The sequence below is a fragment of the Tardiphaga sp. 841_E9_N1_2 genome (genome assembly GCF_051811065.1).
Lineage (GTDB): Bacteria > Pseudomonadota > Alphaproteobacteria > Rhizobiales > Xanthobacteraceae > Tardiphaga > Tardiphaga robiniae.
Genome location: NZ_JBPWQC010000001.1, coordinates 1,971,922 through 1,984,487, shown reverse-complemented (window position 1 = coordinate 1,984,487; position 12,566 = coordinate 1,971,922). Strand labels below are relative to the sequence as shown.

At 61.8% G+C, this 12,566-nt stretch carries 13 protein-coding genes; 4 read left to right on the top strand and 9 right to left on the bottom strand.

The features are described 5' to 3' along the window. Positions 1-87: 87 nt before the first annotated feature. The 3 genes from rpmG to AB8A50_RS09530 all read right to left on the bottom strand — a co-directional run bounded on the left by rpmG (position 88) and on the right by AB8A50_RS09530 (position 2,833). On the bottom strand, positions 88-255 hold the full coding sequence (gene rpmG, locus AB8A50_RS09540) for a 50S ribosomal protein L33 (RefSeq protein ID WP_068732385.1): 168 nt from the start codon (positions 253-255) through the stop codon (positions 88-90). A 126-nt stretch (positions 256-381) separates the two neighbouring features. Further along, a complete protein-coding gene (locus AB8A50_RS09535) occupies positions 382-1,707 on the bottom strand; it encodes an LLM class flavin-dependent oxidoreductase (RefSeq protein ID WP_439079951.1) in 1,326 nt (441 codons plus the stop codon). Between the two features lie 211 nt (positions 1,708-1,918). Continuing rightward, positions 1,919-2,833 (bottom strand): LysR substrate-binding domain-containing protein, encoded by a 915-nt coding sequence (locus AB8A50_RS09530; protein ID WP_439077512.1) that lies wholly within the window; start codon positions 2,831-2,833, stop codon positions 1,919-1,921. 115 nt (positions 2,834-2,948) lie between these two features. Between AB8A50_RS09530 and AB8A50_RS09525 the strand changes: the two genes are divergently transcribed. Next, on the top strand, positions 2,949-3,686 hold the full coding sequence (locus AB8A50_RS09525) for an SDR family oxidoreductase (RefSeq protein WP_439077511.1): 738 nt from the start codon (positions 2,949-2,951) through the stop codon (positions 3,684-3,686). 51 nt (positions 3,687-3,737) lie between these two features. Here the strand turns inward: AB8A50_RS09525 and AB8A50_RS09520 are convergent, their stop codons facing one another. From AB8A50_RS09520 to topA, 5 genes are all read right to left on the bottom strand, one after another. Then, positions 3,738-3,965 carry a hypothetical protein gene (locus AB8A50_RS09520; RefSeq protein ID WP_089263755.1) on the bottom strand — a complete coding sequence of 76 codons (228 nt, stop codon included), beginning with the start codon at positions 3,963-3,965 and terminating at the stop codon, positions 3,738-3,740. 116 nt (positions 3,966-4,081) lie between these two features. Next, a complete protein-coding gene (locus tag AB8A50_RS09515) occupies positions 4,082-4,819 on the bottom strand; it encodes an NUDIX hydrolase (RefSeq protein WP_089263756.1) in 738 nt (245 codons plus the stop codon). Positions 4,820-4,873: 54 nt separating this feature from the next. Then, complete coding sequence (locus AB8A50_RS09510) at positions 4,874-5,296, bottom strand: DUF983 domain-containing protein (RefSeq protein WP_089263757.1); 423 nt, start codon at positions 5,294-5,296, stop codon at positions 4,874-4,876. 4 nt (positions 5,297-5,300) lie between these two features. Then, positions 5,301-7,697: a ribonuclease R gene (rnr, locus tag AB8A50_RS09505; RefSeq protein WP_439077510.1), complete on the bottom strand. Its 2,397-nt coding sequence runs from the start codon at positions 7,695-7,697 to the stop codon at positions 5,301-5,303. Positions 7,698-7,708: 11 nt separating this feature from the next. Next, a complete protein-coding gene (gene topA / locus AB8A50_RS09500) occupies positions 7,709-10,453 on the bottom strand; it encodes a type I DNA topoisomerase (protein WP_089263759.1) in 2,745 nt (914 codons plus the stop codon). A 232-nt stretch (positions 10,454-10,685) separates the two neighbouring features. Between topA and AB8A50_RS09495 the strand changes: the two genes are divergently transcribed. Then, complete coding sequence (locus AB8A50_RS09495) at positions 10,686-10,892, top strand: hypothetical protein (protein ID WP_244528458.1); 207 nt, start codon at positions 10,686-10,688, stop codon at positions 10,890-10,892. On the opposite strand, the gene AB8A50_RS09490 is transcribed toward AB8A50_RS09495, so the two are convergent. Then, on the bottom strand, positions 10,881-11,330 hold the full coding sequence (locus AB8A50_RS09490) for a winged helix-turn-helix transcriptional regulator (protein ID WP_439077509.1): 450 nt from the start codon (positions 11,328-11,330) through the stop codon (positions 10,881-10,883). The genes AB8A50_RS09495 and AB8A50_RS09490 overlap by 12 nt on opposite strands. A 126-nt stretch (positions 11,331-11,456) precedes the next feature. On the opposite strand from AB8A50_RS09490, the gene AB8A50_RS09485 reads away from it, so the two are divergent. Next, positions 11,457-12,230, top strand: a complete 774-nt coding sequence (locus tag AB8A50_RS09485) for an SDR family oxidoreductase (protein ID WP_439077508.1) — start codon at positions 11,457-11,459, stop codon at positions 12,228-12,230. A 150-nt stretch (positions 12,231-12,380) separates the two neighbouring features. Next, entirely contained in the window at positions 12,381-12,536 is a 156-nt protein-coding gene (locus AB8A50_RS09480; RefSeq protein WP_170849816.1) for a hypothetical protein, read from the top strand. Positions 12,537-12,566: the final 30 nt, after the last annotated feature.

Sequence of the window (12,566 nt, the reverse complement as noted above, 5' to 3'; positions counted from 1 at the left end):
GCCCCGCGCGTTGCGCGGGAGAGGTCAAAAGAAAACGGGGCCCGATAAGGGCCCCGTTCAAAATCCGTCAGCAGCTGTAATCAGCGCTTACTTGATCTTGGCTTCCTTGAATTCGACGTGCTTGCGCGCGACCGGATCGTACTTCTTCTTGACCATCTTGTCGGTCATGGTGCGCGAATTCTTCTTGGCGGTGTAGTAGAAGCCGGTGTCCGCGGTGGAAACGAGCTTGACCTTGATGGTGACCGCTTTGGCCATGGCAGAACCTCTGAATGTCGGGAATCGGGTGACAGCCAGAGAACTGGCCGTGTTGGGGCGCAACCTAGCCCCGAACGCCCCAAAGTCAAGGTTTTCTGGGGCGGTAAATCCGGGGATTTGCGGGTCTTAACCCGGAAAGAAGCGGTTTTTGGGCCGCGGTAGCCCCAAATTCTCGCGGAGCGTCCGGCCTTCATACTCCGTGCGGAAAATCCCGCGCTTCTGGAGTTCCGGGATCACCCGGTCGACGAAGTCGTTCAGCCCCTCCGGCAGATAGGGGAACATGATGTTGAAGCCATCTGAGGCCTCGGTTTCCAGCCATTCCTGCATCTCGTCGGCGATGGTCTGGGGCGTGCCCACGAAGGCGGAGCCGCCATAGCCGCCGAGGCGCTGGGCAAGCTGGCGCACGGTCAGGTTCTCGCGCCGGGCGAGGGCGATGACGCGCTCGCGGCCGCTCTTGCTGGCATTGGTCTCCGGGATCTCGGGCAGTGGGCCATCGGGATCGAAGACGGAGGCATCGGTGCCGAGATTGATCGAGAGCGAGGCGATAGCGTTGGCGTAATGCACCTTGCTGTCGAGCAGCGCGCGTTTCTCCTTGGCTTCATCCACGCTGTCGCCGACCACCACGAAGGCGCCGGGCAGGATCTTGAGATGGTCGCGGTCGCGGCCGAGCGCGGCCATGCGGCCCTTGATATCGGCATAGAGCTTTTGCGCTTCGCCGATCGCGCCGCCGCCGGTGAACACTGCTTCTGCGGTTTCGGCGGCAAGCTGCTTGCCGTCTTCGGATGCGCCGGCCTGCACGATCACCGGCCACCCCTGCACGGGCCGGGCGATATTCAGCGGGCCGCGGACCGAGAGATACGGGCCCTTGTGATCGAGCACATGCATCTTCTCGGGATCCATGAAGATGCCGGTCTCGACATTGCGGACGAAGGCATCATCGGCGAAGGAATCCCACAGGCCGGTGACCACGTCATAGAATTCACGCGCGCGCTTGTAGCGCTCGGCATGCTCCATGTGATCATCAAGGCCGAAGTTCAGCGCTGCGTCGGGATTGGATGTGGTGACGATATTCCAGCCGGCGCGGCCGCCCGAGATATGGTCCAGCGAGGCGAAGCGGCGGGCGACGTGATAGGGCGCGTCAAAGGTGGTGGAGCCGGTGGCGACGAGGCCGATATTGTCGGTGACGGCGGCCAGCGCTGACAGCAGCGTGAAGGGCTCGAACGATGTCACCGTGTGGCTGCGCTTCAGCGCCTCGACGGGCATATTCAGCACGGCAAGATGATCGGCCATGAAGAAGGCGTCGAACTTGCCGGCCTCGAGCTTGCGGATCATCTGTTTGAGGAAGGGAAAGTTGAAGTTGGCGTCAGGCTGAGCGCCGGGATAGCGCCATGCGCCGGTGTGGATGCTGATCGGGCGCATGAAGGCCCCGAGCTTCAACTGACGCTTCGCCATCTGGAATTCCCCGTGATGCTGGTCGGGAACAGATAGGGACGCCAGCGCGCGCAGGTAGATGCTGCTCACGAGAAGATTATTGCGATTTCGAGATTATCCGCAGAACCTCATCCTGAGGAGCGGCGTCTTCGCCGCGTCTCGAAGGATGGAGACGGGAGCTCATGGTTCGAGATGGCGCTAAAGTAGCGCCTCCTCACCATGAGGACGGAGCTCACCCCTTCTTCGGATTCAGCGTTGGGTCCATCGCGAATTGCGTTTCCAGGTAGTCGATCATGGCGCGGGTCTTCTGCGGCACGAAGCGGCGCGAGGGATAGACCGCGCTGATCGGCACCGGTTTCGGTTCGAAGGCTTCAAGCAACACAATGAGACGACCGGTCTCGATCTCATCCCTGAAATGCCAGATCGGCACAAACCCGATACCGAGGCCGGACATCACGGCTTCGCGAATGCCTTCCGAACTCTGGGTGCGCACCGGCCCCGTGGCTTCGATAGCGATCGGGCCGTCCGGACTTTCGAAGCGCCAGGTCACGCCGCCGGTGAAGCGCGTATAGGGGATGCAATCATGCCCGATGAGATCGTTCGGATGCGCAGGCTGCGTCTTGCCGCGCAGATAGGACGGCGACGCCACGAGGATGCGGCGTGTCACGCCGATCTTTCTGGCGATCAGGTTCGGGTCGGTCACGACGCCGGAGCGGATCGCGAGATCGATGCCGTCCTCGACCAGATCGCTGAAGCCGTCACTCATCACGAGGTCGACACTGACATCGGGGTAGCGCGCCAGAAAGCCCTTGAGATGCGGGATCACCCGCAGCCGTCCGAACACCACCGGGAGGGCCAGTTGCAACGTGCCTGATGGTCTGGCCCGGCGGCGTCCCACGGCGCCCTCGGCCTCGGCAACGGCTTCCAGCGCCAGTTTGGCGCGTTCGTAGAAGCTGCGGCCGTCATCGGTGAGCGTCAGCTTGCGCGTGGTGCGGGTGAACAATCGGGTGCCGAGATGGTCTTCCAGCGTTGCCACCTGGCGGCTGACGGTCGGCTGGCTGGAATTCTGCTCCTCAGCCACACGGGTGAATGAGCCCGCTTCGACGACGCGGATGAAAGCCTGGAAAAGGGCGACTGTATCGGTCATTCATCCAGAATACGGATAAATAATATCCGAACAAGCCCATAACCGCTAACGAGCGAATGGACGATGTTCTCCGTGTCGGACGGCGATGGCGCCGCCCCAAAAGATGGAGAGCATCATGACCCGCAAACTCGAAGGCAAAATCGCAGTCGTCACCGGTGGCAGCGCCGGCATCGGTCTGGCCGCCGCGCAGCGCTTTATCGACGAAGGCGCCACCGTGTTCATCACCGGCCGCCGCCAGGCCGAGCTCGATGCCGCCGTGAAGCAGCTCGGTCCGAAGGCCGTCGGCGTGCGGGCGGACGCGGCCAAGCTCGCCGATCTCGCGCATCTGTTCGATACGGTGAAGGCTGCCAAGGGCAAGATCGACGTGCTGTTCGCCAATGCCGGCGGCTATGAATTGAGCGCGTTCGGCCAGATCACCGAAGACGTCTATGACAAGATGTTCGACATCAATGTGAAAGGCGTTTTGTTCACGGTGCAGCAGGCACTGCCGCTGCTCTCTGACGGTGCCTCGGTGGTTCTCACCGGCTCGGTGTCGGGATCGAAGGGCATGGAGTCCTTCAGCGTCTACAACGCGACCAAAGCTGCGATCCGTTCCTTTGCGCGCAGCTGGACCGCCGATCTCAAGGCACGCCGAATCCGCGTCAATGTCGTCAGCCCCGGGCCGATCCAGACGCCTGGCCTGGACGTCTTCGCCAATGATGACGTGAAGGGATTCCTCAAGACGCTGGTGCCACTCGGCCGTCTCGGTACCGCGGACGAAGTCGCGAAGGCGGTGCTGTTCCTGGCATCGGATGACTCCAGCTTCGTCGCCGGCGCAGAATTGTTCGTCGACGGTGGCCTCGCTCAGATCTGACGATGGGTCTGGCAGAGCAGGAAGGCGCCGCGGATGCGGCGTCTTCTCGTGTCAGAAACTGTGCATGTGCGCGCTGGCGCGATACTCGCTCGCCATCAGCTCTTCGTTTTCAGCAACCTGAATCCACGAGATGGCGAGTTGTAGCAATGCACGAACTTTGCGTGGGTCAGCTTCCACGCTGGCGCGCTGGCTGAGTGCCGACGCCTTGCGACGATATTCCAGTGACGCGCGCGTAAATGTCGAAGACTCGACCTGCGGCGTCCAATTCATCTGTCCCATAACTGGGAATTCCTGTGAGCAAGCAACGGTAGCTTACCGCGCCACACCAGTTATCCCACTACGGAAACAGTTAGAATTAGAATAGGTCGAAAAGCGAGACGTCTTACTTGATTAACTCAGCTTTCGCCGGGCAGCATATCGAGTTGCATCTTGCCGCTGTACCAATGGAAGAAGGGCAGCGGCGCGTCGTGACGGAGCGGGCCTGTGGCAAGACGCTGCTGCAATTGATTAAGCACGTTCTTCGTCATTGCGTGCGCGTCGGCGAGATGCGCGGAGCCGAGTTCGACCCAGACCAGTTCCACCAGTTCGGCATCGGCATGCACGACGCCCTCGACGCGATGCGCGATCGACGATGCGTCAGCCGTGAAGAAACGCGTATCGAAGCGCTTGATACGGCCGGGCGGCGTGATGGCGCGCGCAATCAGAAACAGGCCCGAGGGATCGGGCAGGAGACCTGCATCGCTAAAAGCTTCCCATACGCCGGGGAGCTTCCTGGTCGCGCCATCAACCTTGCGGCCGAGGCAGAGGCCGGTTTCTTCGCAGGCTTCGCGGATCGCGGCGACAGCGAGCGAACGCGCGCGCGACGGCGGCGTCTTCGGGCTGCCTTTCATCAGGTTGGCTTCAAGCTCCGGCGGCAAAGGTGCAGCCACCGGAATCTTGTTGTCGGTGGTGTCGACGCTGCCGCCGGGGAAGACGAACTTGCCGGGCATGAACACGACCTTGTCGTGACGCTTGCCGACAAGCACTTTCGGAATCGGGCCGGAGCGATCGACCAGCATCAGGGTCGCTGCGTCGCGCGGACGCTTATAGGGATGGTGGTCGGCTTCCTTGCCGATCTCGACTGCGTCGCTCATTCCGTCTCCTGAAATTCTTCTTATTACGTGCTGTTCAAGGGGACGGAGAACGTATCAGTCAGCCGGGCCGTCGCCAAATCCATGCATGCGGAATGCCCACTGCAATCCCACCACGGCGCCCTTGACCGGTTGCAGCAGCAACAGCGACGCGATCAGCGTGATCGGCAGGTAGATCGCAAGTTGCAGCGCGACCGATGGCGAGTAGTTGGTCTCGATCCACAATGCGATCGGCACGACGATGTGACCGACGATGACGATCACGAGATAGGCGGGAAGATCATCGGCGCGGTGTGCAGAGAAATCCTGTCCGCACTTGTCGCAGTGATCTGCGGTTTTCAGGAAGGCACGAAACATCTTGCCTTCGCCGCAGTTCGGGCAGCGACAGGCGAAGCCGCGCTTCATCGCGGTCCACACATTGCGTTTGGCGGAGGAATCCAGCGTCGCGCTCCAGATCTTCGGTGTGGTCAATGTCATCATGACGTTACCCCTTTTTCGGCTTGCCGGGGTTACCACCGGCGCGAGCCTTGTCAGCTTTGGCAGCCTGCCGGGCATTGCGACCGGGTTTGGCTTTTTTGGGCGCCTTGAGCTTCTTCGACGATTTGAACTTCGTCGCACCAGAAGGCTTGGCATCCGGATGACGCGGCCGGTCTGCAGCGTCATTGCTGCGGGCACGTTCGCGTCGGCGGTTCCGTGGGGCGGTATTGCCCTCGGAGAGCATTTCGAACCGCAAGGCACCTGCAACGGGGGCTGCCTCGACCAGACGGACATCGACGACGTCACCCAACCGATGCATGGCACCACTGCGTGTACCGACGAGGGCGTGGCGAGCTTCATCATAGTTGAAGTATTCGGTGCCCAACGTGCGGATCGGGATCAGGCCATCGGCGCCGGTCTCGGTCAATCGGACAAAGAGTCCAGCCCTGGTGACACCGGAGATCCGGCCCCGGAAGGTAGCGCCGATCTTGTCGGCCAAGAAGTGCGCAATCAGCCGGTCGGACGTCTCGCGCTCGGCCTTCATGGCCCGGCGCTCGGTGGCCGAAATCTGTGCCGAGATTTCGCTCAGTGTTTCCACGGTTTCCGTCTCGGGCAGTGCGCCTTCGCCAAGTCCGAGCGCACGGATCAGTGCGCGATGTACGATCAGATCTGCGTATCGCCTGATAGGCGAGGTAAAATGCGCGTAGCGGCGCAGGTTCAGACCGAAATGTCCGTAATTCTCGGCGGCATATTCCGCCTGGGCTTGCGAGCGCAAAACCACTTCATTCACCAGCGGTTCGGAATCCTGACCTTTGACCTGTGACAGCACCCGGTTGAATACCGATGGCCGCAATGCGCCCGCTTTGGCGAACGGCATGTCGAGGGTCTTGAGGAATTCCTGCAGGTTGTGAACCTTCTCCACCGAAGGCTCATCATGTACCCGATAGATAAGCGGCAGAGCCTTCTTTTCAAGCGTTTCGGCTGCGGCAACGTTGGCCAGGATCATGAACTCTTCGATGAGCTTATGCGCGTCGAGCCGCTCCGGTACGATGACGCGATCGACGGTACCGTCCTTCTTCAGCAGGATTTTTCGCTCTGGGATGTCGAGATCGAGCGGATCGCGTTCGTCGCGCGCGAGCTTCACCTGTGCATAGGCCGCGTAAAGCGGCTTCAGGATCGGTTCGAGCAGCGGGCCGGTAGTATCGTCGGGATGGCCATCGATGGCGGCTTGCGCCTGTGCGTAATTCAGCTTGGCCGCCGAGCGCATCAGGATGCGATGGAACGTGTGCGACTTCTTGCGGCCATCGACTGATATCACCATGCGTACGGCGAGGGCGCCGCGCGGTTCGCCCGGCACCAGCGAACACAGGTCGTTGGAGATGCGCTCCGGCAGCATCGGTACAACGCGGTCGGGGAAATAGACGGAGTTGCCGCGGATCAGCGCATCGCGATCGAGCGCCGAGCCGGGACGCACATAGAAGGCGACATCGGCGATGGCGACGGTGACGATGTATCCACCCGCATTGTGCGGATCGGGATCGAGTTCGGCATAGACGGCGTCGTCATGATCCTTGGCGTCCGGCGGATCGATGGTGACCAGCGGCACGTCGCGCCAGTCTTCGCGTCCCTGCAATGTCGCAGGCTGCGCGGCTTCCGCTTCCTTCAGCGCATCGCGGGAGAACGCCTGCGGGATATCGTGGGAATGGATCGCGATCAGGCTGACCGCTTTCTCGGAGGAGAGCGAACCGAGCCGTTCCTTCACCTTGCCGGAGCCGAGGCCGTAGCCGCGGGTACGAATGAGATCGACACTGACAAGATCGCCGTCCTCGGCGCCGTTGGCGTCGGATGCCGCGATGTTGAGTTCGCGCCCGGCCTGCTTCTTGTCGACCGGGATCAATCGTCCGCCACCATTCGGCAGCGCGCGATAGATGCCGAGCAGGCGCGTGCGGGCACCTTCGAGCACCCGCACGACGCGGCCCTGATAGCTGGCTAACTCGCCATCGTTCTCGATCTTCTCGATGCGCAACAATGCGCGGTCACCAACACCTGCCGCGGTGCCGGGCAGGGGACGGCGCGGCGTATGAATGCGAATTTTTGGTACGACGCCGTCTGCCTCGTCCCATTCGACGGGCGTGGCGATCAACTCGCCATCGGCATCCCTGGAGGTGATGTCGACCAGCACTGTCGGCGGCAGCGCTGCGGGCTCGCGCACGCTGCGGCCTTTCTTGGCGATGGCGCCTTCGTCGGCGAGTTCGCGCAGCATGCGCTTGAGCTCGACACGGGCGGCGTTCTTCAGTCCGAATTCACGCGCGATCTCGCGGGTGCCGATCTTGCCGGGATACGCGCGAACGAACGCGACGATGGCATCCCTGGTTGGAAAGCTGCTGTCACGTTTCTTGTTCACAATTATCCGTTCTAGCCAGCGCTTTTCTTCGCGACCGTTTTCGCGGCCTTCTTCTTCGCAGGCGATGTCTTCGCCTTCACCGGCGCGCGCGCCTTGCTGGCGGCAGCCGTTTCAGCCTTTGGCTTTGCCGCGGCTTTCTTCGCAACGGCCTTCTTGGCCGCCGGCTTCTTCTCGGCCGCGTCGGCCTTCTTGGCGACAGCCTTCTTCGCCGGTGCTTTCTTGGCGCCGCGCTTCGGCTTGATGCCGCCCTTGGCCACGCGCTCGTCGATCAGCGCGATCGCCTCTTCGAGCGTGATCGTCTCCTGCGTCTTGTCGCTCGGGATCGTCGCATTGACGCCGCCCGCGGTCACATAGGCGCCATAGCGTCCACCCTTCACGGCAACGCCGCCGAGGGTCGGATGGTCGCCGAGCGGCTTGCCGGGATCGGCGCCGAAACGACGGCCTGATGGCCCCTTGGCGATTTTCTCGGCGATCAGCGTGACCGCGCGGTTGAGGCCGATATCGAACACCTCGTCGCCGGCCTCGAGGCTGGCATAGGTCTTCTCATGTTTCACGAACGGCCCGAAACGGCCGAGGCCTGCGGTGATCGGCTCGCCGGTCTCCGGGTGCTTGCCGATCTCGCGCGGCAGCGACAGGAGCTTGAGTGCCAGATCGAGTTCGACATCGCTGGGCGACGTGTTCTTCGGAATGCCGGCGCGCTTCGGCTTCTCGCCTTCTTCGTAATCCTTGGCGTCGCCAAGCTGGATATAGGGCCCGAAACGTCCGGCCTTCACCGCGACTTCGAGACCTGACACCGGATCGGGGCCGAGCACGCGATCGGCATTGGCGCCCGAGTCCGCTGCGAGCGGACGCGTGTAGCGGCATTCCGGATAATTCGTGCAGCCGACGAAGGCGCCGAACTTGCCGGCCTTCAGATTGAGACGACCGGTGCCGCAGGTCGGGCACTGGCGCGGATCGCCGCCGTCTTCGCGCGGCGCGTAGATGTGCGGGCCGAGCATCTCGTCGAGCGCATCCAGCACCTGCGCCACGCGCAGATCCTTGATCTCGTTCACGGCGCCGATGAAGTCGGTCCAGAAATCCTTGAGCACCTGCTGCCAGGAAATCTCGTTGTTGGAGATCCTGTCGAGGTTCTCTTCCAGCGCCGCGGTGAAATCGTATTCCACATATTTGGCGAAGAAGTTTTCGAGGAAGGCGACGACGACGCGGCCCTTGTCCTCGCCGTACAGGCGCTTCTTCTCAAGCCGAACGTAGCCGCGATCCTTCAGCACCTGCAGGATCGATGCATAGGTCGAGGGACGGCCGATGCCGAGCTCTTCCATGCGCTTGACCAGCGATGCTTCCGAGAAGCGCGGCGGCGGTTCGGTGAAATGCTGGGTAACCGCGAGGTTTTCTTTCTTCAGCGCTTCGCCTTCGCTCATGGCGGGCAGGCGGCGTGAATCTTCATCCTCGGCGTCGTCGTCCTTGCCTTCCTGATAGACCGCAAGGAAACCATCGAACTTCACGACCTGACCGGTGGCGCGCAATTCGAGCAGGCGCGATCCTGCCTTGGCAGCGATATCGACGGTGGTGCGCTCCATCTCGGCGGATTCCATCTGGCTGGCGATGGTGCGCATCCAGATCAATTCATAAAGCCGCGACTGATCGCTATCGAGACGGCCGCGCAGGCTCGCCGGGCGACGCGACATATCGGTCGGACGGATCGCTTCGTGCGCTTCCTGCGCGTTCTTGGCCTTGCTCGTATATTGCCGCGCGGCGTCCGGCACATATTGCTTGCCGTAGTCTTCGCCGATGACAGAGCGGGCCTGCGTGATGGCGGAGGGGTCGATCTGCACGCCGTCGGTTCGCATATAGGTGATGAGACCGGTGGTCTCGCCGCCGATGTCGATGCCTTCATACAGACGCTGCGCGATGCGCATGGTGTGCGCCGGCGCGAAGCCGAGCTTGCGGCTGGCTTCCTGCTGCAGCGTCGAGGTCGTGAACGGCGCTTGCGGATTGCGGCGCGCGGGTTTTGCGTCGACCGTGGAGACCGTGAAGTTGGCGGCTTCGATGGCCTTCTTGAAGTCCTCGGCTTCGGCGCCGGTGCCGATATCGAGACGCTGGATCTTCTTGCCGTCAGCGCCGACCAAGCGGGCTTCGAAACTCTCGCCGCGCGGCGTCGCCAGCGTGGTCACCAGCGACCAGTATTCGCGCGGGATGAACTTCTCGATTTCCTGCTCGCGGTCGCAGACCAGGCGCAGCGCGACCGATTGCACGCGGCCGGCGGAGCGGGCGCCGGGCAGCTTGCGCCACAGCACAGGAGAAAGCGTAAAGCCCACCAGATAATCGAGTGCACGGCGCGCCATATAGGCATCGACCAGTGCGCCATCGATCTCGCGCGGGTTCTTCATCGCGTCGGTGACGGCCTGCTTGGTGATCGCGTTGAACACCACGCGTTCGATTTTCTGGTCTTTCAGCGCGCGCTTCTGCTTGAGGACTTCGAGCACGTGCCACGAGATCGCTTCGCCTTCGCGATCAGGGTCGGTCGCGAGAATGAGCTTGTCGGCGCCTTTGACGGCCTTGGCGATGTCGTTCAGCCGGCTGGCGGCCTTGGGGTCGATCTCCCAGATCATCTGGAAATTGGCGTCGGGATCGACCGATCCGTTCTTGGCGGGAAGGTCGCGGACATGGCCGAACGACGCCAGGACCTCATAGTCCTTGCCCAGATACTTGTTGATCGTCTTGGCCTTTGAAGGCGACTCGACAATGACGAGATTCATGTGATTCCAATAACTTACAGGGGGAATCCGGCTTGGGTCTGCGAGAGTCGCGCCAGCCGTTTCGCGGCGAACATGGGTGCGAAGGGGTCCCGTGTCAAATCGTGAGTTGTTGATGGCCGCGTCTGTTGGTTCCCAATCACTTACCAAGGGTTGTAAAATGCAACCATTAGAGGTATGATTTGATGCTTCTTTGGTGCTGATTTCGCCCGGACTGCCCGGGTAGGGAATGCCTATGACACCGCCCATTCCGGACGATCAGGCGCAGGGCGACGGCGGGCCCGAGGAGGCGGCTCTTTATATAAAGAGCGCGGTCCGCGATCTGTCGCGGATGGCGCGCCGCCATCGCCACGACATGCTCGCTTACCTGCTCGACATGGCGCATCTCGAAACCGAGGAAATCCTGCGGCTGCAAGGACTGCGCAAGCCCTCAGGCAGTTGAGGGCACAATCGTGGTGTCGCCATAGCTGAGCAGCCTGCCGTCGGCCGCATGCAGTTCCAGCTTCTTGATCTGCTTGCCACTCTTGCGATCGACCATGATGGTCGTCGGTTCGCCGGGCTTGAACGCATAATCCTCGCCCCACTGGCGCAGCGCCACCATGATTGGATGAACCGCCTGGCCTTTCGGGGTCAGGACATAGTCCTGATAGGCGCTGCCGTCGGCTGCCGGCTCCAGTTTCAGGATGCCGTCCTCCACGAGGGCTTTCAGCCTGACGGCGAGAATGTTCTTCGCCAGTCCGAGACTCTTCTGGAATTCGCCGAAGCGCCGCGCGCCCAGCATGGCGTCGCGGATGATCATCATCGTCCAGCAGTCGCCGATCACCTCCATGGAGCGGGCGACGGGGCAGGTGGAGTCCTTGAGACTGGTGCGTTTGGCCATGCGACTTTCCAGCGGCGGAAAAAAGAAATGCAGTGATTAGCGGACATGTGGTTGCATTATGAAACCATCCGCCCTAAATGGCAATGTGGTTTTAAAAAGCAACCACTTGATCATCAGGAGATCACCATGCGTTTGGCGAACAAGGCGGCGCTCATCACGGGCGGCAATAGCGGTATTGGACTGACCACGGCGAAGCTCTTCGTCGCTGAGGGCGCCAAGGTGGCCATCACTGGTCGCGACAAGGCGAGGCTCGACGCGGCGGTGGCTGAACTCGGCCCGAATGCGATCGGCATCGTGGCTGATGCGACTGATATTGCTGCCACCGAGAATGCCGTGGCCAAAGCTGTCGAGAAATTCGGCAAGCTCGACATCGTATTCGCCAATGCAGGCATCAGCGCGCATACGCCAGTGGGTGGCACCGCGCTCGATGTGTTCGAGTCCGTTTTGAAGACCAACATCACCGCCGTGTTCTTCACCGTGCAGGCGGCAGCCGCGCATCTCAACGATGGCGCGTCGATCATTCTCAACGGTTCGGTGATCTCCGTGCTCGGAAATCCCGGCTATGCTGCCTATGCCGCGAGCAAGGCCGGCGTGCGCGCGATGGCCCGCGTGATGGCGTCCGAACTGTCGCCGCGCAACATCCGCGTAAACGTGGTCTCGCCCGGTGGCACGACGACACCGATCTGGGATCGCACCGCGCCGACGCCGGAAGCCAAGGTAGCGCTGGAGGCCAGGATTTCGCAGACCATTCCGCTCGGGCGTTTCGGCAAGCCCGAAGAAGTCGCCAAGACGGTGCTGTTTCTGGCATCGGACGATTCATCAAACGTGCAGGGGGCGGAGATCTTTGTCGATGGCGGCGTCACGTCGTCGCCAGCCGGCGCGCCGGCGTTTCGTGGCTGATCGCTGATCAAACAGTACAAGAGTGCCGGCGTCTCTCGCACGCGTTCGAGGTACGTCGGTATCTCTTGAAGATAATGTTTGGATGCGCTGAACCATTGTGGCTGCCGGTCAGACATTTGAAGCGGGCTGGAGCGACGCACAGGAGGCCACATGACCAAAGTCGCGCGCATCTCCGAACCTGCGGTCATTTCTGCACGTACCGAAAGTCACCCACTCGCTACGGTCGCACTGTTTAGCGCAATCGGCCTGTTGATCTCGTTGAGCGTTTTGTTGCTCGATAAATATGTGCCGGGTGAGTGGTTCTGAGGTCTCGCTTCCCGACGAGCAAAACCGCTT